The organism is Acinetobacter sp. WU_MDCI_Abxb74, from assembly GCF_025513915.1.
GTDB lineage: Bacteria > Pseudomonadota > Gammaproteobacteria > Pseudomonadales > Moraxellaceae > Acinetobacter > Acinetobacter calcoaceticus_C.
The window spans coordinates 900,651-920,954 of record NZ_JAHPRP010000001.1 but is presented as its reverse complement, the minus strand read 5'-3'; the positions used below and the strand labels follow the sequence as shown (position 1 = coordinate 920,954).

Here is a 20,304-nt window from a genome sequence, read left to right as displayed (position 1 = left end):
CCTTTTTTAATTATGAAATGGTCACAGTCTTTTCTTCTATCTTTTTCTTAACAATTGCATAGCTTATTCCAGTAACGATACTACCGGCAGCAATTGCAGTAAGATATAACCAAGCATGATTAATTGCATTTGGAATTAAAAGAACAAACACACCACCGTGAGGAGTTACCAACTCGCAATGGAATAAGGCAACAAGTGCGCCTGTCACAGCGCCACCTAAAATACAGGTTGGAATAACACGCATTGGGTCTTTAGCAGCAAAAGGAATTGCACCCTCTGAAATAAAACATAAACCTAGTACAAAAGCGGCTTTCCCAGCATCTTTCTCTCCTGTGCTAAATTTATTTTTAGCAATGAGAGTCGCAATAGCCATACCAATAGCAGGGACCATACCGCCCGCCATTGTTGCTGCCATTGGCATATAGGTATTTGTTGTCAGCAATCCGACAGTAAAAGCGTAGGCTGCCTTATTGATTGGACCACCCAAATCAATACACATCATGCTTGCTAATATAATTCCCATTAACACAGCATTTGTTGTACCCATATTATTTAGGAAATCTTTCATTAGCTCGAAAATATGTGCTACAGGTTGTCCAACCACATAGAACATAATAAGGCCAACAAATAACGTACCTAATAAAGGAATAATTAAAATGGGTTTAAGCGCTTCTAGACTAGTTGGAAGTTTAAGTTTTTTTGCAATAAAAAGAGCGATATAACCTGCAAGAAAACCAGAAACAATACCGCCTAAAAAACCTGCTTGTAATTGAGAGGCGAGTAAGCCGCCAATTAAACCAGGTGCGAGCCCAGGACGATCAGCAATCGAGTAGGCAATATAACCCGATAACATTGGGACCATAAGCATAAATGCGGCGGCCCCAATTTGTTTTAAGATCGCAGGTAAACTTCCAGCTTGCTCAGCAGCATTTAGACCAAAGCATAAAGAGAGGGCAATTAAAAGACCTCCAGCCACGACCATAGGTAACATATAGGAAACACCTGTTAAGAGATGTTTATATACGCCAACCTTTTCGGTTTTATCTTTGTTTTCGACTGATGTTTGTTGCTTACCTTGTTCTAAAACTTGAGCATTACTTATTGCTTCAGCAAAGGCTTTATCTGTTTGCTTTAATGCAAAACCAGTGCCGCATCGGTAAACACGCTTACCCACAAAACGATCTGTATTAACTTCAATGTCAGTCGCAAGAATTACGATATCTGCCTCAGCAATAGCTTGAGCTGATAAAATATTTTTTGCGCCAACGGAACCTTGTGTTTCTACTTCAATTTCATAGCCAAGTCTTTCTGCACCTTGTTGTAAAGCTTCGGCAGCCATAAAAGTGTGTGCAACCCCAGTAGGGCAAGCTGTAATTGCAACAAACTTAGTTGCTTTGTTTACTGATGTCGTATCACTCTGCCAATCTTGAGCTGGCTTAAAATGATCTAAGGCAGTTTGAAAAGCTAAGTGAGCATCCTTTTTTATCTCTTCAATGCTAATTAAAGACAAAGGGTGGGTACCAAAAATATTAAGATCTTTCGGGCGTTGTCCAACAACAATGACTTGATCTAAGTTTTCATTCGCATCAAATTCATCGAGCGAAATAATGCTATTTAAATAACCCTGTTGGGATGCAACTTGTGCAAGTTTACGAGCTAAAATCAAAGCATTGACTTGCTGTTGCGGACTATTAATGACAAATAATAAATGTTTAGCAGTTGGCATCAGATTCACTCAATGAATTGATTGTAGTTTGGGCTTTTAATTGGACTAGCTTTTCAGCATTTGGAATCCGAAAGCCAATTTGTGTGACAGCATGGCTTGCAATTGCTGTAGCCGTTTTCAATGTTTCTTCAGCAGAAAAACCATTCATTAAGCCATGAATCATGCCTGCTAAAAGAGAGTCACCTGCACCAACGGTACTTTTAACGACTACTTTAGGGGCTTTGGCATGAAGTGGGTGAGTGTTATGTAGCCAATTTACACCGTCTTCACCCATCGAAATAACGACATGCTCAATTTCAGCTAAGTTTTCAAAAAGCTTTTTTTGTTCAGCATAGGTCGCGGCAGGAAGCTGATAGCTTTCTACTAATTCATCAGTATTGGGTTTAATCATCCAAGGCTGGCACTCAATTGCAGCGACTAATGCTTTACCACTTGTATCAAGAGCAACTTTTTTTCCTTGTCCTTGAATGAGCTTAATAAGTTGCTTTAACTCATCAACGCTAAAACCTTGTGGAAGGCTCCCTGCAATAGCAACTACATCTACCTGTGGCAAAATCATTTCGATTTTCTGAAATAAGTTTTTTTTATCCAATTCAGATACTAAAAAACCTTTTCCATTTAAATCAGTCATACGCCCAGAATGTTCAGCAATTTTTATATTTTGGCGAGTCTCACCTTCAATATAAATAAACTCAGGCTGGAATTGAGCTTCCTTAAAATGCTTATCAAAAATCTGTCTGTTAGTGGTTCCTAGAAAACCAGAAACAATAACCTCATGCCCCAAATCTTTTAAAACCTGTGCAATATTTAACCCTTTGCCTGCTGCATGTATTTCTACAGATTCTTGGCGATTTACTTCGCCAACCTGTAATTCATTGAGTTGTATAGTCACATCAATTGCAGGATTTAAAGTAATTGTTAAAACTTTAGCCATTACTGTTCCTAATCTTTAGATTTCTTGTTCGGATAGCTGACGTACAGCAGGGGCGCTATCACATTCTAGTGCGCGTTTTGCAAGCATTTGAGCTTGGCTGTAGTCAAGTGTACGAATTTGGGCTTTTACCAAAGGAATACTATTGGGAGACATGCTGAGCTCATCTACGCCTAATCCCATAAGGATCGGTACGGCTTTTGGATCAGCTGCCAGTTCTCCGCATACACCCACCCATTTGCCATATTTATGTGCAGCTTTTACAGTGTGCTCAATCAATTGCAAAATGCTTGGGTGGAGGCCATCTGCTTCAGCCGAGAGGATAGGGTGACCACGGTCAATAGCTAAAGTATATTGAGTTAAGTCATTTGTTCCTATACTGAAAAAGTCCACTTCTTGAGCAAGAATAGGGGCAAGTAAGGCAGCAGAGGGAACTTCAATCATAATGCCAACTTCTAAATTGTCACATGGATGTAAAGTTTTAACCTCATCAAGAATTGCCTTTGCTGCACGCCATTCTTCTACACGGCCAATCATTGGAAACATGATTCGTAAAGGGCGATCATCTGCGGCTTTAAGCAAAGCGGTAAGTTGCTGACGTAACAGCTCTGGCTGTCTTAGCGTCAAACGAATACCTCTTAGACCTAAAAATGGATTTTCTTCTTCAGCAATTGGAAGGTAAGGGAGAGGTTTGTCACCTCCCACATCTAAAGTACGTACTACAAGAGGGCGGCCAGCAAGGGCATCTAAGACAACACGGTAATCTGTTTCTTGGGCTGCCTCATTTGGGGCACTGCTATGAGCCATAAAAACAAGCTCGGTTCTGAGTAGACCGATTGCTTCGGCGCCACATTCTACTGCGTGGGCTGTAGCTTGAACTTTTCCTAAATTGGCAGCAATTTCGATCTGGTATTGATCTAGAGTAATCGCAGGTTCTTGACAGTGGCGTTCAGCTTCTTCACGAATTTTTTGTTGAAGCTCACGCTCCTGTTTTGCTTGTTCGATTTGCTGAGAATTAGGGTTTAATACAAAAGTTCCTGTATCTCCATTAATTAAAAGAGAACTCTTTTGTTCAATATCTAATACTTGATCGCCAGCACCCACAATGGCAGGAATACCTAAAGCACGAGCAACAATAGCGCTATGGGCACTAGCACCGCCTACAGCTGTCAAAATACCCGCTACACGATCTTTATTAAGGCGAGCCACATCACTTGGCCCCACATCATACATGATCAAGATATAAGGCTCTTTTGGCTCTTCGATAATAACTTCACCACAGAGTTGAGCTAAAACCCGATCGCCAATATCACGTAAGTCTGTAGCTCGCTCAGCCAGTAAACGGTCTGGTAAAGCTGCTTGTTCTTTGGCTGCTGCGTCAATATGTTCATACCATGCAGCAGGGGCAGAAAGGTTTAAGTTTATCTTTTGATAAACACCATTAATGAGATCGGGGTCATCCAACATTTCCAAATGTGCTTGGAAGATTTGCTTAATTTCCGTAGCTTCAGATTTCGCAATCACTTGGTGAATATTGTTTTTAACTGCATGAAGTGCAATATCTAGTTTTTCTTTTTCTGCTTTAACACTTAAACCCATACGTTCATATTGATAAATCTTAGGTTTAATGACATGTACGGGGCCAAAAGCTAAGCCGCTTGAAGCTGGAATGCCTGTATTTGCACTTAATATTCTCGGCAGTGATTTTACTGTTTGAGACAATTGAGTTTCTTTGATATCTGGAGGCAGAATTGGTTCAACTTCCTCTCCTAAGCCTTGTTGCACGACCTGAATAACTTTATCTAAAGCTTCAACTGCATCTGTTTCTGGCTCGGCAATAAAACGTAAGGTCTGGCCGCGTTTACATCCTAAGGCTAATAAACGAGTCAAACTTTTAGCTGAAACAAAATTACCTTCATCTACTGCGACTTGAATATCGCCTTGAAAACTTTTTGTTAAGTTGACCAAATGAGTCGCTGGTCTAGCATGTAATCCATGTGCATTGGCTAATACAACTGAGCGATGAGGCCAATCTGGAATAACATCTGCACCAATAATTTTAGCAATTTCATTTGGTGTTTGTGTTTGATCTAGCTGAGCGACTTGTTCTGGATTAAATAAAATATCAATGAGTCGGTTAAATCTTTGACTATCTAACTGCTCATTGGCAGCAATACAGACTAGCGTATTTAGTTTTTGCCCATCCAGATCTAGAGTATGGCGGGGCTTTACAATACTGATTGCAGGCTGTTGAACAAATTTACTGCTAGAAATAGACCAGATTTGGTCTTGCAACTGGATAACTTGATCTGGCTCAAGTGAGCTTAGAAAACCACATTTTACGAAATTATGTTTTTTTAAAATTTGAGAGGCTGACCACAACAAATCTTCAATATCTTGAGATTCAATTTCAGTTTGAATTAAATTTTCGTGCAGAGTTAAAGATAAAGGTTGAGCTTGCAAGAGTTCAATAATTTGTTCAGGTTGTGTTGCATTTTTTACCTGTTCACTGACATCTTGCATTAAAGCTCGAGTTAATATTTGTAGTACTTGTAAATGTTCATCAGATTTTGCTGCAATAACCACAGCTAAATAAATCGTGTTTTCCCCATCCCATATTATTCCTTCAGGGAAGTGAGCTAACCGAATACCTGTTTCTAAAATAAATTCACGAGATTGCGGAGTGCCATGTGGAATTGCAATTCCTTGACCTAAATAGGTGGCGCTTTGCTGTTCGCGATTGATGAGTCCTGTTATATATTCAGGTGTAACTAACCCATCTTTTACTAATATATCTACTAGACACTGTAATGCATGCTTTTTATCAACAGCATGTTGATTCATATGAATATGTCGAGGCTCGAGTGCTAGCATACTTATCCTTGAACAATTTCTTTGGTTTTAGCTAAAACAGAAAAAAAGAAGCTGTTTGTATTAAAATAGGTTAGTTTACCCGTTTTTAAACAACAGCTTCAGACAAATTACCATAGCAGAACTTTAAGGTTATATCGACGTATTTACGTAAAAAAATGCTTATTAAAAATACAAAGGAATCGCTACTTAATATATTTTAATTTGTTAGGGTGACTATGAATTTAATAAAGTGATTTTATAAAAAAGAAGTATTAATAATAAAAAAACCTCTAAACCGGATTACGGGCATAGAGGCAAAAAGTAAATGATAGAATTTAAAATTAATATTGAATTTCTTGCTCTAAGAGTGACCACAGCTTTTGATGTGATTTTTTAAACATTAACATGTGTCCAATTGATTTATAACCGAGTTTGATCGGGTTTAGTTCTAGCATTTTAGTAGGGGCTTTCGGATATAAACTTAATAAATCCTCAACATTGTGTTGAGTGGCAATTTCATCGTCACTTGCCCAAATCGAAGTAATGGGGCAGACAATCTCAGTATGAAAGTCATGAAAGATAGTTTTACCAATGGCATTTTTTACATAGCCTGGGTTGCTACAAAATTCTCTCCATTGTTGAGCAACTTTTTTAGGTAAGTTTTCACCCATTCCAATAAATTGAGTAGCGCCATAACCTTTTAAAGTATTAGAAATTGGAAAAATAACATTAAACATAACAGGGGCCAGAAACTTGGTTTTACCTTTAAGTCCTTTTACATTGCCAGTAGAGCCTGCTACCGCAACAACTTTTGCTACCTTATGAAAATTAGGCACAATTCCTAATAATTGCCCACCGGCACTGTGGCCAAGCAGAGTAACTTGTTCTGCTTGTGTTTTTTCTAATAGGGCGTCAATTGCGCAAGGAATATCAAGCGTCCCCCAATCATTAATACTTGCCTCACTTTGCTTTAAAGGTCCATGCAATGAATCTCCAATTCCACGGAAATCAAAGCTTAATACTTCATAACCTTGTTGGCTTAACCATGTAGCAAAAGAATGATAAAAATTTTTAGTAATGCCTGTGGCTGGGCAAATCAAAACAGGATTGGCCGATTTTTTTGTTTGAGCTGGATAAAATTGTGCAGCAAGTTGATAACCATCTTCGCAGGTCATCCAAAATGATTCAAAAGTGTTATCCATAATATTACGTAATGATTAGCTTATTGATGACTTTAATTTACATGAGTTCTAAAATGATACTTGATTAAAGTGTGACTATAAAGTCAGGATTTATGCTATACAGCTCATTAAATTTTAATAAAACGAATAATGAGGAAAAAGATGGATTTACCAAAAGCTGTACAGTTAGCGATTGTATTTAGTGGCATATTTTTATGGATAGGAATGTTCACAGGGGTGTGGAAATATTGGCAAATACGCCGTTCGGAATTGAGTCGTGCGCATTATTATGTCGATATTGCTCATCGAAGTAGCTTACTTTACGCAGCTGCTAGCTTAATTCTTGCTGCACTAAGTTATTTTACTGTTTTAAATGAAAATATTACTTTGTGGTGTGTTCTAGCGAATGTCTTATTTTTTAGTTTTTCAATATTGGTTTACATCATACATGGATATTTGCAGGACACGACAAATCAATTCAAAACTCCACATCGATTAGGCAGATTTAACTTGCCTTCGTGGTTAATGTCTTTAATGATGGTGGCATTGATTATTACTGAATTATTAGCTACAGCTATTTTAGTTATGGGAACAATTTTTTTATTTCTGGGTATATAAAAATGGATGATCACTCATCCATTTTTTAATCTTACAATTATTGTTGACTAAGACGTCTTTTAGCTAACTTTCGCATTTTATGATCGACGAAAGCCCACAAACAAAATATGACAGAAACAACCATCGCATACATAAAGTATTCGGGTTTTAAATTTCCTTTTATCATACCTTGAAACAGCAAAGTCAGCATAAGAGCAAGCGGTGTTACTCCATAAACAACTGAATCTTTGCTGTTCAGAGTGTTAATGAAGACTTGTTTGTTGAAATGTAATGATAACATCTCCATCCCTCCTTGTAGTTGTGCTAAAACCTAATGTTTTAGTCAAGAATAAGTTTTAAGCTTAATGTTTTACTGCTATTTTTAATTCAATTCAATAGAGAATAGCAATTTTTTTGAGCAGTTTTATAAAAACCTCTATATTTATAAAAGCTTAAGGTATTAAAAAAGTAAATATTAAATATTTTTGTATGAAATGCTTATTCTTTTAGGGAAGAGAAATTATTTAAGTGAAAAGTGTATTAATTTCTCTTTCCTATTAATTTATTTTAGCTATTTTGCTTTTTAAAAAAGGTATCAATCGCATGTTGAGCAATTTCTGCATCTTCAAAAGATTGAACACCAGATACACCAATAGCACCTAAAATTTCACCTTCATGAATAATCGGTTTTCCACCTTCTAACATGCCTTGAGCGCTAGGCATACTTAAGAAACCAAGACGGCCACTTTGCAAAAGTTCTTCATAAAATTTTGAAGGTCTACCTGATATTGAAGAGCATTTTGCTTTTTCTAAGCATAAGTGTGAAGTTAAAGGAGAGGCGCCATCTAAACGTTTCATGAGTAATAATGAGCTTGTTTCATCAACAATTGCGATGCTGACTTTAAAGTTGTGTTCAATTGCATATTTTTGAGCTTCTTCCATTAAAAACTCTGCATCTGCTAATGTTAAGTAATATTTAGTTTTCATTGTTGCTCTTCTTTCCTGAGTAAGCTAAAAATTATTTTAGTGTAATTTTACAGTAAAAATTGATTATATCTATAGTTGATTTGTCATTAAAAGCTAGTGTGGAAATAAAATGCTGGCTGGGTAAACACAGCATTTTATTCAATATATAAAATCATGTTTGGATAAAACTCGATTTCAAAAAAGCCACTAAATTAAATGTTTTTGAATTTAACTTTGTCGATAATTACGGTAATTAGAAGAACAACTAAAGATGGGATCAACCAAGCTAAGTTTTGTTCATTTAGTGGTAAATGTTGTAGAAATTCAGGTAAATAATCACCAAAACCTGCAACTTTAAGACCATCAATAATGCCGAAAATTAAAGCAATACTCGTTACTGAACCGACAATAAAAGAAGGTTTGTGCCAAAATTTCCAAAAGAAGCTCAGCATAATCACCACAATTGCAGGTGGATAGATTGCACTTAAAACTGGTACTGATATAGCAATCAGTTTAGTTAATCCAAGATTAGAAATAATGAAAGAGAAACCAACTAAAATAAAGACTAAAAGCTTATAGGGTAATTTAGTTAATTGAGCAAAGTACTCACCACACGCACACGTTAAGCCAATCGCTGTAACCATACATGCTAGAAAGATGAGGCCAGTTAAGAATAATGAACCCATATTTCCAAAAGCATGCTGAACATATGCATGTAAAATTACTGCGCCATTTGCTGCATTTGGTGCTACTTCATGGCTACCTAAACCTAATTTGAACAAGCTTAAATAGACTAAAGTAAGACCGGCACCCGAAATGAGACTGGCAATAATTGCATATTTGGTCACTAACTTTTTATCAGTTACACCGCGAGAGTAAATCGCTTGAATAATAACGATACCAAATACGAGTGCACCTAAGGTATCCATGGTGAGATAACCGTTTACGAAACCCTCTGAAACCGGAGACGCAACGTATTGATTAATCGGTGCAGGAACGTAACCTGCAGGAATCATGACCGCCGCAATTCCTAAAATTGCTAAAGCGATAATTTTTAGCGGGGCAAGTACATGTCCTACTGTATCCAAAAGCTTGTTTGGATAGAGTGAAACTACAGTTACAAATGAAAAATAGATTGCACTATAGATTAGAAGACTGCTACTTGAGGTTCCAAAATAAGAGGAAAAACCAATTTCATAAGAAACAGTAGCTGTACGTGGGGTAGCAAATAGAGGGCCGACTGATAAGTAACAGACAACAGTTAAAATCAGACTTGCCACCCGACCTAAGGGAGAACTAATAATTTCAATGGATCCCTGCATGCGAGAGAGTGCCATGATAGTGATTACAGGTAAGCCGACAGCCGTAATCAAAAAGCCTAGTGCAGCTAACCAGACATGTTCACCAGCTTGTTGAGCGACGATGGGAGGAAAGATAATATTGCCAGCACCAATAAAAAGGGCAAAGGTCATAAAACCTAAGGCAATAATATCTCCAGTGCGAAGATGTTGCATAAATTAAAAGTGAATAAAAAAGAAGGAATTTTAGAGCAAAAGTAATCATGTTCAAGCGCTAATTTATGTGAAAAAGCTTTTTTTCGGGTGGTTAAAACGATATCTGGTGATATAAGCATTTGTTTGGTTAAAGTATGTACTTGAAAAGCCATTAAAAGGACAAAAGAACTTCTTTTTAAGTTCTGACTTTTTATAAAAAATATGTAAGAATAAAAAGATAAATTTTTATTGTGAATGCTGAATGTTTAAGCATTTTAGGCTTTTGGTCTGACTTATATTCATCCTAAAATATTTTGAATTACCTTAGGTTTTTGTAGGGAAGGGCATGTTTCTTGTCTGCGAGGATAGAATTGAATGAGAGCTTCTACTGTTACCATTAAAACTGAACAAGATCTGGAAAAATTAAGAGTTTCTGGACGCTTGGCGGCACAAGTTTTAGAAATGATAGGGGCCTATATTAAACCGGGCGTATCTACTGAATATTTAGATAACCTCTGTAATGACTATATTGTAAATAATTTAAAAGTTATTCCCGCTAATGTGGGATATCACGGTTTTACAAAAACAATATGCACCTCAGTCAATGAAGTTGTTTGCCATGGAATACCATCGCCGAATAAAATCTTAAAAGATGGCGATATTATTAATATTGATGTTGCAATTATTAAAGATGGTTATTTTGGCGATACGAGCCGCATGTATTTTGTGGGTAATGTAAACCCACAAGCAAAAAAACTGGTTGATACAACTTATGAAGCGATGGTTGCTGGTATTCATACCGTTAAGCCAGGAGCTACATTAGGCGATATTGGTTATGCTATTCAGTCGGTTGCTCATCGAGAAGGCTATAGTATTGTTCGAGAATATTGTGGGCATGGGATTGGTAAGGTGTATCATGAACAACCCAATGTTCTACATTATGGACAGCGCGGGCAAGGCTTGGTCTTAAAGAAAGGAATGGTCTTTACCATTGAGCCAATGGTGAATGCAGGTAGACCGCAAGTGAAAGAGTTAAATGATGGCTGGACAGTCGTTACTCAAGATCTTTCATTATCTGCTCAATGGGAACATATGGTTGCAGTAACAGATACTGGCTTTGAACTATTAACACCATGGCCCGAAGGTGTGGGCAATTATCCTGCAATTTGAAAAATATAAAAAAAGTTCGATAAATTATCGAACTTTTTTATTTTAACGCTCAGAAAGATGTTCTACTAAATAATCAATAAATACTCGAACAGCAGGTAGTAATCCTCGGCGTGATGGATATACGGCATGTAATATTCCATGCGGTGCTTTCCAGTCCGGTAAGATTTGTAGAAGTTGCCCAGACTTCAGGAAATCTTCTGCTGCACTCTCTGGTAATAATGCGATACCACAGTTCTGACTAGCCAATTGAGCCAACATGTGTATGTTTGTGCCCATTACAATAGGGCTGACTTTGACTTTTTTCTGTTGATTGTCAGGCCCATGCAAAATGAATTGTTGATCAAGATGATCTTCAGACAAACTTAAAATACGGTGCTCACTGAGCTGCTCTGGATTTTTTATATCTCCAAACTCATTTAAATATGCCTGACTTGCGAATAAACTTTGTTCTATAAGGGCAAACTGTCTAAGAACTAAACTTGGATCATCATCAAGTTTTGAGCGAACTCGTAAAGCGATATCAATCCCTTCGTTAATGACATCCACTCGACGGTTACTCACCATAAGTTGCAAACGAATTTCTGGATATTTTTTTAAGAAAGCAGGTAGGATTTTTGGTAGTTGATTTTGAGCAATATCAACAGGCACACTAACTTTTACCACGCCTCTAGGTTGAATACTTAAATGATCAATTAAATCATGGGCAGCTTGTGCAGCATTCATCATGACTTGAGCATGTCTATAAATATCCATCCCAATATCTGTAACAGCAAAATGACGAGAACTACGCTGGATTAAACGAACCCCCAAGTTTTCTTCTAAACTGTAAACGCGACGACTTAATTTTGATTTTGGTATATCCGTTACACGCTCAGCAGCACTAAAACCACCATGCTCAACAACAAGAGCAAAACAATAAAAATCATCAAGATCAGTGAGCATTAAAATATCCTATTTATGCAACAACTATGATTTTACATTATTATTTTTGCAACGATAATTCTTATACTAAATTTTTTGTAAGTAGAGGATAAATTCATGATCTATTTAATAAAGATGGTTTTTGAAATGATTTTGTAATTACGATGTGATTTTGATGTATGTATTTTAATTGAACTTGTGGCCTATCTATAGAACTATTAATCAATTTCTTCTACACTATAATTTTTCTTTACCCTCCAAATCTAATGCCTTATCAATTAATAGAACTTAACGATGCCTCAACAAATATTAAGTGTCCATTTTGCAAACAAGCGATAATTGACTGGGCACAAGAACAATATGTTCAGCCATGTGAGCACACTTTATTTATTGCTATGGATTTAGGATTCGAATTTGTTGCAGATCGATTTGAAGAGTGTATGAGTCAAAGCGTGGATGAGTTGCATGAAGACCCAAATATGAATATTTTTGAAGCTCTAACGACAACGGCTTATGAAAATCTAATTGTTTTAAAATCTGATTTAGGTGTGGAAGGTCTATTTCGCTATGTTGGCGTGAGTGATTTTTAACGTTAAGAGCATAAAAAAGCCAATCTATTGATTGGCTTTTTTATTATTTACGCTTCTGGTGCAGCGCTATATTGTTCAACTAATGGTTTTAATTCGCCATTTTGGAACATTTCAAGCATGATATCGCTACCGCCAATCAGCTCGCCATTTATCCAAAGTTGCGGGAATGTAGGCCAATTCGCAATTGCTGGTAAGATTGCACGAATATCAGGATTTTCCAGAATATTTACATATGCAAATGGACGACCAATTTGACTGAGCGCCTCTACAGCACGTGCAGAGAAACCACATTGTGGAAACTGTGGAGTGCCTTTCATGTAAAGTAAAACGGGATGCTTCGCAATTTGATCGCGGATTAACGCTTCAGTATCACGTGCTTGTTCAGTCATAAATAGATCCTCAACTAATCTAGCAGCATTATAGGGGGTGTTTATGTTGCTTTGCAAACCACCTGATTACTTAAAGTTGCATTGAATATTCAATATTTTATTGTATAAACCGAAGTGATAACGAAAAGCGGACGAAATTTTAGATAAATGATTGATGAGACTTTTCATCAGAGCCAGTTTTTGCTTATATAAACCCTTCTTAACACCTCATACAGACAGAGTTCGATATGACTGATATTACCCTAGCTCCAATACAACCTGATCAACCATCACACTTAATGGCTACTTATGGTCGCCAAGCGATCAGTTTTGTACGAGGCCGAGGGGCATATCTATATACTGAAGATGGTACAGAATATCTAGATGCCTTAACTGGTATTGCGGTATGTGGTTTAGGTCATGCGCATCCAGTCATTGCAGAAGCAATTGCTGAACAAGCTGCAACACTTGTGCACACAAGTAATTTATTTGAAATTCCTTGGCAAACTGCCGCTGCTCAGAAGCTTGCCGAAGTGTCTGGCATGGAAGAGATCTTCTTTTCAAACAGTGGCGCTGAGTCAAATGAAGGTGCGATTAAGATTGCTCGTAAATTTGGTACTCAACAAGGTGTACGTTTGCCAAAGATTATTGTGGCAGAACAATCATTTCATGGTCGTACTTTGGCAACACTTTCAGCAACGGGTAATAAGAAAGTACAAGATGGATTTGCCCCCTTGGTAAATGATTTTATTCGTGTGCCATTTGGTGATGTAGAAGCAATTCAAGAAGCAGCTTTGCAACATCCAGATATTGTTGCAATTTTGATTGAGCCAATTCAAGGTGAGGGTGGTATTAATACTGCTCCTCAAGGCTTTAGCTATCTTGAGGAAGTTCGCAATATTTGTAATCAGCATAACTGGCTCATGATGCTAGATGAAATTCAAACAGGTAATGGGCGTACTGGTAAATATTTTGCATATCAGCACACCAACATTGTGCCTGATGTCTTGACGACTGCGAAAGGACTCGGAAATGGCTTCCCAGTAGGTGCTGTAATGACACAAGGTAAAGCTGTTGGTTTATTGGGGCCTGGTAGTCATGGTTCTACCTATGGCGGTACTGTACTTGGTTCTCGTGTGGTTTATACAGTCATTGATACAATTCAAAAAGAGAATGCTGTAGAAAATGCGGCGGTAGTAGGACGTTATATTGTTGATCAACTTCGTGCACAGTTAGCCAACAAGAATATTCAAGTGCGTGGTTTTGGCATGATGATAGGTATTCAATTGCCTAAAGACTGTGCTGAACTCGTTGCCATTGCGCGCGATCAACATAAGCTTATTATTAACGTTACAGCAGGTTCGGTCGTTCGCCTATTACCACCTATTAATATGACTCAAGCGCAGGCCGATGACTTGTTAGAGCGTTTAGTTGCTTTGATTAATAATTATCTTTAAGTTTTAGTGTTAAAAAATGGGCGTATAAGCGCCCATTTTTTATTTCAAATTATTAGCCAGAGATATATTGTTTTAACTGTTCAATTAAGTTTTTTTGATCTTCCATTGCAGCTTTTACCAAGTCACCAATAGAGATAAAACCAACTAGTTTTTCATTGTTCAATACTGGTAAATGACGTAAGTGACGATCTGTCATTAACTGTAAACACTCTTCAACGGTGTTGTTCAGGCTTACAGTAAGTACTTTAGATGTCATAATTTCAGCGACTGTAGTGCTATATGAAGAACGTTCCATAAGCGTCACTTTTCGGGTGTAGTCACGTTCAGATAAAATTCCGACAACTTTTTCACCTTCAGCTACGACTAACGCACCAATTCCTTTATCAGCCATGATCTTAATGGCTTCAAGGACAGTGGCTTCTGGAGAAATTGTAAAAATATTTTGTTCTGATTTGTTTTTGATTACTTGTGCAACGATTGTCATTTCTTCTGTCCCGTGTTTTATCATTTTGTTTTAAATTAGCTTGATTTTATAAAAATGCAAAGACTTGATAGTCATTCAATACAAGTTTTACACTCAAGCGTTCAAAAAGCATTCTAATAATGGTGAAGAACCTAAAGAAAACTTTAGGCTCCTTGCCAGTGCGGATGTTTAAAAAAGAAATGATGCATTTGCTGGGTAGATAATTTTAACTTCCTATGAGAAGAATTAAACAAAGCAGGTGTAACGTTGAGTCGGGTTAAGGTTGGTAATAAAGATTCGTGAAAATCTTTGGGGGTAATTCTTCTTGGTTTGTAGTGTGGCCAATGTTCTTTAGCGTAGCGGTGAGCTTGCAATCCATTGAGCCAGAAAGGAAAAATAAAGTCTTCCTGATCTGATTTAATTGCCCAACCTTGATGAAATAATCCCCAAAGAACTCCGCAATACATCATGGTTCTTAAAATATAAATCTTAATCATCAAGTCTTTTGAAACCGGTTGTAGATTGCTTAAACTATTCATTGTCAATTTAATGGTTCTTAACTTGTCTTGCTTATTATAGAAAAAATAGATGACATTTCAGTTTAAACAGGTATCAAATCGTAAACAAATATTCCCAGCTATAAAAATGCCACTTGAGCTACGACTCAATTGGTAAAGTGAAGCTTTGGCGAAACGCAAGGCAAACGAAGTACGTAGTGAATTATATTTATTATAGAAAGTTTTTACAGGTATAAAAAAATGCCACCTGAGCAAAACAAAGCGATTAAAGCTTTGGTGAAGCGCAAGAAGAGATAAGGGATGAATTGGTTTATATCAAATTTTTACAGACATAAAAAAACGCTACCTGAGCCATGACTGAAGTGGCGAAGTAAGGCTTTAGATAAATTGATAACTTTAGATTTTTTACGGGTATAAAAAAACGCCACCTAGGTGACGTTTTTTTATGCTTGCATTGTGGCTAACTTTTGCCAATATTGTGCTTTAAGTGAGTCACGTTCAACACGGAAACCTTGATAATACAATTCTGCTAAGAATAGAGCCGCTTTACCGTGCCCAGCGCGAGCAACTTCTTCTAACTGTGTAACTGCATCTTGAAAGTTCATTTGAGAATGAATAGTGTTTACTGCAGTTGCGTATACATGTTCTAAATCATGATGAGAGATACGTTGAATCATATAAAACTCCTTATTGTAATTATGATTACTTTTTTCTAAAGGCCATTGCCTTTAAATTAATTTAACTTAGAATTATTAAACTAATATTACAAATTGATGGATTTGTCAACTATTTGTGCTTTTCGCTTAATTCACTATTAGGATACATGATTAAACATTATTCACAAATAATTTTGATTAAAATCAATATGAGAATAAAAGACAAGGAGAATAAAATATGACAAATACAATCGACGGCTTTGTTTTTGATACTCCGCCTAAAGAGGAACAAATCATAGAACTGGCCCATTATCACCGTAAATTATTAGATGAAGCGATCTTTCATCAGGAAATCCATTTAGGGGATTATTGTCTTGCGCAACGCAAAAGGGTGTTTGATTTTGCTGGGCATTTGGAACCCACCCAAAAAAGCTGGTTTTATCAAGTTTATGATGGGGAACTTCGAAAAATTGCTGATGAAGACGAATTGCACCCAGCTGATGCAGAAGAAGGACTAAGTATTTTTGCGATGTTTTTAGTCTTAGTGATTATTGCAGCAATTTTATACTTTTCTGTCATTCGTTCACTAATAAGTTGAGCATACTATCCAGTAAGGTACGATTATTAACCTTACTGGATGTTTGATCTTGTGCTTATGAGCATTGAACCCTACACTACACTAATTCGAGGTAGGTCATGCTCATATTCAAACAAAATTTTCTTAAATTAAAGTCTGAGTTAAAAGTTGATCAATGTTTTAACCTATTTGTGGTTATTGTCATTGGCTGTATTTTTGTGCTGTCATATTTAGCATTACTTCGGCCTATTAGTCCGGATCAATATCAACGAATTATCCAACTATCTCATCAGGCGACTTATCCAAGAACTCAAGACATGGCCGAGTTGCTTATAGCTCAGTCGGAAATTCATCGGGCAGAGTATTTAAAGTTAATGCATGCTTACCAATTTGAAGGTGCTCATGTTAAGCAATATCCAGCACTCGCTCAGGAAGATACTCAGTAAATGAGTAAATCAGACTAAATCTTGGTTTGCCAGGCGTTTTGAATGCTATTGTGGCAGGCAATGTTTTGAATTTATGCTAAACTTTCTCTTTTTAAACGCGCTGCTTTTCAAGGAATCGGCATGCAACAACAATCGAATATGCAAAATAAATTCTTGATAGATGCTGAGATCGGTGATGACGATGTCACATTACCTAATTTACCTGCTATCGATGTTCCCATCGTTGAATCTCCTGTTAAATCACAAGAAAGTACGGAATTAGCCGAGACTGAATCTTCTTCTACCAATATAGAAACTGAACAAACCAAATCTGGTTTTTTTGGTCGGATGAAGGAAGGCTTAACAAAGACTCGTCGTAATTTCGCCGATGGTATGGTTAACATTCTGATTGGCGGAAAAGAAATTGACGATGAATTGCTTGAAGAAGTTGAAGAGCAATTATTGGTTGCGGACATTGGTGTAGAAGCAACTAAAACGATCATTACCAATTTAACAGAACGAACAGCTCGTGGTGATTTGATCTATTCCCACTCTCTTTATAAAGCGTTACAAGAAGAGTTGGTTGCTCTGTTGGCTCCACGTGTGAAACCACTACATATTGATCCGAACAAATCACCTTATGTGATTTTGATGGTCGGTGTAAATGGTGTAGGCAAAACTACAACCATTGGTAAATTAGCGAAGCGTTTACAAGGTGAAGGTAAAAAAGTGATGTTGGCTGCCGGTGATACATTCCGTGCAGCAGCGACAGAACAATTACAGATCTGGGGTGAACGTAACGATATCTCTGTAGTCGCTCAAGGTCACGGAGCTGATAGTGCCTCTGTTATTTTTGATGCCTTTGAGAGTGCTCGTGCTAAGGGAATTGATGTATTAATTGCAGATACAGCAGGTCGTTTACATAATAAAAGCAACTTGATGGAAGAGCTTAAAAAAGTTAAACGCGTTATGCAAAAAATTGATGCAACTGCACCTCATGAAATTATGTTGGTAGTAGATGCGGGTACGGGTCAAAACGCGATTAACCAAGTGCAAGAGTTTGACCAAGCTGTGGGTTTAACTGGTATTACAATTACTAAGTTAGATGGAACTGCGAAAGGCGGCGTGCTCTTTAATATTGCTAGTCGCAGTCATGTGCCAATTCGTTTTATTGGTGTTGGTGAAAAAATTGATGATTTAAGACCATTCTCGGCTAAATCATTTGTCGCTGCACTGTTTGAAACTGATAAATAAAATTGGTTATCAGCAATGAAAAGCTTCACTAAATGGTGGAGCTTTTTTATATGTATATCTTTTTTTATTGTTGCGAAAATAAAACGAACTGTCATATTTTTAATGCTGATTATAAAAAATGAGTTCAATACACTGTATTCATTCCCAAACAACGGCCCATGGTCAAACAAATAGGTAGGAAATAACAAAATGTCTACTTTCTTAGATAAAATTAAAAATCGTCGTACAATTTATGCAATTGGTAAAAATGTTGCATTAGATCGCACTAAAATTGAAGAGACAATCCGTGAAGCGGTTAAACATAGCCCTTCAGCTTTTAACTCGCAATCTTCACGTGTGGTGACACTATATGGTGAATCTCATGCTAAATTCTGGAATTTAGTTCGTGAAGCATTACGTAAAATTGTTCCTGCTGAAGCTTTTGCGGGTACAAACACAAAAATTGATAGCTTTGTAGCTGGTGCTGGTACTGTACTATTTTATGAAGATCAAGCTGTTGTTAAAAACTTACAAGAGCAATTTGAATTATATGCAGACAACTTCCCAGTTTGGTCTGAACATTCAAGCGCGATTGCTCAATTTGCAACTTGGACTGCGCTTTCAGAGCTTGGTTTAGGTGCATCTTTACAACACTATAACCCGATTGTTGATGCTGAAGCAGCTGAAGCATTTGATGTGCCTGCAACTTGGAAATTACGTGCTCAATTAGTATTTGGTTCAGTTGAAGCACCAGCAGGCGAAAAAGCATTTATTAATGATGCTGATCGTTTCAAAACCTTCAACTAATTTAAGTTGATTAAAAAAGAGTACCTCATTAGGTGCTCTTTTTTTTACTTTTTGATTATTATTAAAGACTAAATAAAAAACAACTATTCAGTAAAATTCAATTATATATTTTAAAGTCTTTCATCTGAAAATTGGTCTAGAACCCCAATGTCATAAAATGGTCACAATCATATTGCATATTGCTCATGATTTAATGGCTTATCAAATACAGAGAAAGAAACAGATGACTTTAAGATTAAGCGTTGCTGCAATTGGTTTGTTACTCAGTGGTTCAGTATTTTCAGCAGTTACAATTACAGCACCAGAGGAAATTGTAATCCTTGCGGTGAATGGTCAAGAAGTCAATTCTGGGTTATTTCGTTCATCTAAAAATAACTATAAAGTCGATGCGGGTGAAACCAGCTTAAGCGTGCGTTACCAAGAATATTTTGAACATTTAAATGGCGAGCATGACATTGTTAAATCTGGCGTAGTCACAATTCAAACACCTACATTGCAAGATGGGAAAACTTATAAGCTTTCGATGGTAGATGTGCCTAAAGATTATGAAAATGCGAAAAAGTATGCTGAGCAACCAACGGTTGCTTTGTACAGTGCAAATAATGAATTAATTGTGAAACAAACGGGTGCAAACAATGAAGCAAAACCATGGTTTGCAACTGGCTTATTGGGTAAAGTAACTGACTTTACGACTAAATCATCTAAACCACAGCCTGAGGCGGTGTATGCAGCGGCTAAACCTACTTCCGCTCAGGTTGTTGTACCAGCTCCAACATCTATGCCAGTAACGGGTGTAGCCCAAACCAATGATCAACGTTTAGTTGAAACTTGGCAGAAAGCCTCAAAAGCTGAGCGTCAAAAATTTATGGCATGGTTAGCTGAACAATCAAATTAATTAATTGCTATTTAAAATAAAGCCGATTTGATAAATGAAAAAAGACCTCAAATGAGGTCTTTTTTGTTTAGGTTAGAAACCAGATGTAATAGCCTAAAAGCATGAGAGGCCATGCTACCCATGGGCTAAATAACCATTTCCATAACCAGAAGTTTGGTACAAAACCCACTCCATAAATGAAACCACCAGAAATACCAATCATTACCAACATGAGTTGACTATGATTGTAGTGTCCATTTGCATCTAACATGAGTGAAGGGTAAACAAGCAAAATTGCAGCAAGAGGCAATGCCAACAGAAATGAAAGGGCCATTGCGAATGCTTGAACTTTTCGATGATTTGATGCTGTCATTGCTTTTGCCATGATTTATTCCTCATCTAAATTTTGATGATGTTCGATATAAAGTGCACTAAGTACACCTGCAAAACATGCCATCAAAATGCCAAGGATCCATGCGAAATACCACATTTGCTTCT

At 37.0% G+C, this 20,304-nt stretch carries 23 protein-coding genes; 9 read left to right on the top strand and 14 right to left on the bottom strand.

Features of this window, described 5'->3' with window-relative positions; all coding sequences use genetic code 11:
* Positions 1-10: 10 nt before the first annotated feature.
* The 4 genes from KTH84_RS04435 to KTH84_RS04420 all read right to left on the bottom strand — a co-directional run bounded on the left by KTH84_RS04435 (position 11) and on the right by KTH84_RS04420 (position 6,712).
* Entirely contained in the window at positions 11-1,726 is a 1,716-nt protein-coding gene (locus tag KTH84_RS04435; protein ID WP_202741890.1) for a fructose-specific PTS transporter subunit EIIC, read from the bottom strand.
* Positions 1,713-2,660 carry a 1-phosphofructokinase gene (pfkB, locus tag KTH84_RS04430; protein ID WP_262472172.1) on the bottom strand — a complete coding sequence of 316 codons (948 nt, stop codon included), beginning with the start codon at positions 2,658-2,660 and terminating at the stop codon, positions 1,713-1,715. Before pfkB ends, KTH84_RS04435 begins: the two co-directional genes overlap by 14 nt.
* A 15-nt stretch (positions 2,661-2,675) precedes the next feature.
* The gene (gene ptsP, locus KTH84_RS04425) at positions 2,676-5,531 is read right to left on the bottom strand and encodes a phosphoenolpyruvate--protein phosphotransferase (protein ID WP_262472170.1); all 2,856 of its coding nucleotides are present in this window, start codon (positions 5,529-5,531) and stop codon (positions 2,676-2,678) included.
* A 320-nt stretch (positions 5,532-5,851) separates the two neighbouring features.
* Positions 5,852-6,712: an alpha/beta fold hydrolase gene (locus KTH84_RS04420; protein WP_262472169.1), complete on the bottom strand. Its 861-nt coding sequence runs from the start codon at positions 6,710-6,712 to the stop codon at positions 5,852-5,854.
* Between the two features lie 141 nt (positions 6,713-6,853).
* Between KTH84_RS04420 and KTH84_RS04415 the strand changes: the two genes are divergently transcribed.
* Entirely contained in the window at positions 6,854-7,309 is a 456-nt protein-coding gene (locus KTH84_RS04415; RefSeq protein ID WP_262472168.1) for a hypothetical protein, read from the top strand.
* Between the two features lie 37 nt (positions 7,310-7,346).
* On the opposite strand, the gene KTH84_RS04410 is transcribed toward KTH84_RS04415, so the two are convergent.
* From KTH84_RS04410 to brnQ, 3 genes are all read right to left on the bottom strand, one after another.
* Positions 7,347-7,589, bottom strand: a complete 243-nt coding sequence (locus KTH84_RS04410; RefSeq protein ID WP_042894212.1) for a hypothetical protein — start codon at positions 7,587-7,589, stop codon at positions 7,347-7,349.
* A gap of 266 nt (positions 7,590-7,855) precedes the next feature.
* Positions 7,856-8,275, bottom strand: a complete 420-nt coding sequence (locus tag KTH84_RS04405) for a GlcG/HbpS family heme-binding protein (protein WP_252612771.1) — start codon at positions 8,273-8,275, stop codon at positions 7,856-7,858.
* 191 nt (positions 8,276-8,466) lie between these two features.
* Positions 8,467-9,768 carry a branched-chain amino acid transport system II carrier protein gene (brnQ, locus tag KTH84_RS04400; RefSeq protein ID WP_262472164.1) on the bottom strand — a complete coding sequence of 434 codons (1,302 nt, stop codon included), beginning with the start codon at positions 9,766-9,768 and terminating at the stop codon, positions 8,467-8,469.
* Positions 9,769-10,122: 354 nt separating this feature from the next.
* Here brnQ and map point away from each other — a divergent pair, with 354 nt between their 5' ends.
* Positions 10,123-10,917, top strand: coding sequence for a type I methionyl aminopeptidase (gene map, locus KTH84_RS04395; RefSeq protein WP_202741896.1), 795 nt, complete (start codon positions 10,123-10,125; stop codon positions 10,915-10,917).
* A 42-nt stretch (positions 10,918-10,959) separates the two neighbouring features.
* On the opposite strand, the gene KTH84_RS04390 is transcribed toward map, so the two are convergent.
* Positions 10,960-11,859 carry a LysR family transcriptional regulator gene (locus KTH84_RS04390; protein WP_262472162.1) on the bottom strand — a complete coding sequence of 300 codons (900 nt, stop codon included), beginning with the start codon at positions 11,857-11,859 and terminating at the stop codon, positions 10,960-10,962.
* Positions 11,860-12,104: 245 nt separating this feature from the next.
* On the opposite strand from KTH84_RS04390, the gene KTH84_RS04385 reads away from it, so the two are divergent.
* Positions 12,105-12,428 (top strand): hypothetical protein, encoded by a 324-nt coding sequence (locus KTH84_RS04385; protein WP_202741897.1) that lies wholly within the window; start codon positions 12,105-12,107, stop codon positions 12,426-12,428.
* A 47-nt stretch (positions 12,429-12,475) separates the two neighbouring features.
* Here the strand turns inward: KTH84_RS04385 and grxD are convergent, their stop codons facing one another.
* Complete coding sequence (grxD, locus tag KTH84_RS04380; protein WP_042894221.1) at positions 12,476-12,817, bottom strand: Grx4 family monothiol glutaredoxin; 342 nt, start codon at positions 12,815-12,817, stop codon at positions 12,476-12,478.
* Positions 12,818-13,044: 227 nt separating this feature from the next.
* On the opposite strand from grxD, the gene KTH84_RS04375 reads away from it, so the two are divergent.
* Entirely contained in the window at positions 13,045-14,253 is a 1,209-nt protein-coding gene (locus tag KTH84_RS04375) for an aspartate aminotransferase family protein (protein ID WP_262472159.1), read from the top strand.
* A gap of 52 nt (positions 14,254-14,305) precedes the next feature.
* Here the strand turns inward: KTH84_RS04375 and KTH84_RS04370 are convergent, their stop codons facing one another.
* The 3 genes from KTH84_RS04370 to KTH84_RS04360 all read right to left on the bottom strand — a co-directional run bounded on the left by KTH84_RS04370 (position 14,306) and on the right by KTH84_RS04360 (position 15,911).
* On the bottom strand, positions 14,306-14,737 hold the full coding sequence (locus KTH84_RS04370) for a CBS domain-containing protein (RefSeq protein ID WP_262472157.1): 432 nt from the start codon (positions 14,735-14,737) through the stop codon (positions 14,306-14,308).
* 143 nt (positions 14,738-14,880) lie between these two features.
* Positions 14,881-15,255 (bottom strand): DUF2750 domain-containing protein, encoded by a 375-nt coding sequence (locus KTH84_RS04365; protein WP_042894222.1) that lies wholly within the window; start codon positions 15,253-15,255, stop codon positions 14,881-14,883.
* Between the two features lie 422 nt (positions 15,256-15,677).
* Complete coding sequence (locus tag KTH84_RS04360; protein WP_003652111.1) at positions 15,678-15,911, bottom strand: hypothetical protein; 234 nt, start codon at positions 15,909-15,911, stop codon at positions 15,678-15,680.
* Between the two features lie 217 nt (positions 15,912-16,128).
* Between KTH84_RS04360 and KTH84_RS04355 the strand changes: the two genes are divergently transcribed.
* The 5 genes from KTH84_RS04355 (at position 16,129) to KTH84_RS04335 (ending at position 19,827) form a co-directional block, all read left to right on the top strand.
* Positions 16,129-16,488 carry a hypothetical protein gene (locus tag KTH84_RS04355; protein WP_042896041.1) on the top strand — a complete coding sequence of 120 codons (360 nt, stop codon included), beginning with the start codon at positions 16,129-16,131 and terminating at the stop codon, positions 16,486-16,488.
* A 98-nt stretch (positions 16,489-16,586) separates the two neighbouring features.
* Positions 16,587-16,913 (top strand): hypothetical protein, encoded by a 327-nt coding sequence (locus KTH84_RS04350; RefSeq protein ID WP_003652108.1) that lies wholly within the window; start codon positions 16,587-16,589, stop codon positions 16,911-16,913.
* Positions 16,914-17,033: 120 nt separating this feature from the next.
* Complete coding sequence (ftsY, locus tag KTH84_RS04345; protein ID WP_202741899.1) at positions 17,034-18,146, top strand: signal recognition particle-docking protein FtsY; 1,113 nt, start codon at positions 17,034-17,036, stop codon at positions 18,144-18,146.
* A 189-nt stretch (positions 18,147-18,335) separates the two neighbouring features.
* A complete protein-coding gene (locus KTH84_RS04340) occupies positions 18,336-18,932 on the top strand; it encodes a nitroreductase family protein (protein ID WP_004643073.1) in 597 nt (198 codons plus the stop codon).
* A gap of 223 nt (positions 18,933-19,155) precedes the next feature.
* The gene (locus KTH84_RS04335) at positions 19,156-19,827 is read left to right on the top strand and encodes a DUF2057 domain-containing protein (RefSeq protein WP_262472153.1); all 672 of its coding nucleotides are present in this window, start codon (positions 19,156-19,158) and stop codon (positions 19,825-19,827) included.
* Between the two features lie 67 nt (positions 19,828-19,894).
* Here KTH84_RS04335 and KTH84_RS04330 read toward each other — a convergent pair whose 3' ends face one another.
* The gene (locus tag KTH84_RS04330; protein WP_080593069.1) at positions 19,895-20,194 is read right to left on the bottom strand and encodes a cyd operon YbgE family protein; all 300 of its coding nucleotides are present in this window, start codon (positions 20,192-20,194) and stop codon (positions 19,895-19,897) included.
* Complete coding sequence (gene cydX / locus KTH84_RS04325) at positions 20,195-20,296, bottom strand: cytochrome bd-I oxidase subunit CydX (protein ID WP_000270276.1); 102 nt, start codon at positions 20,294-20,296, stop codon at positions 20,195-20,197. It lies immediately after the preceding gene.
* Between the last annotated feature and the right edge of the window lie 8 nt (positions 20,297-20,304).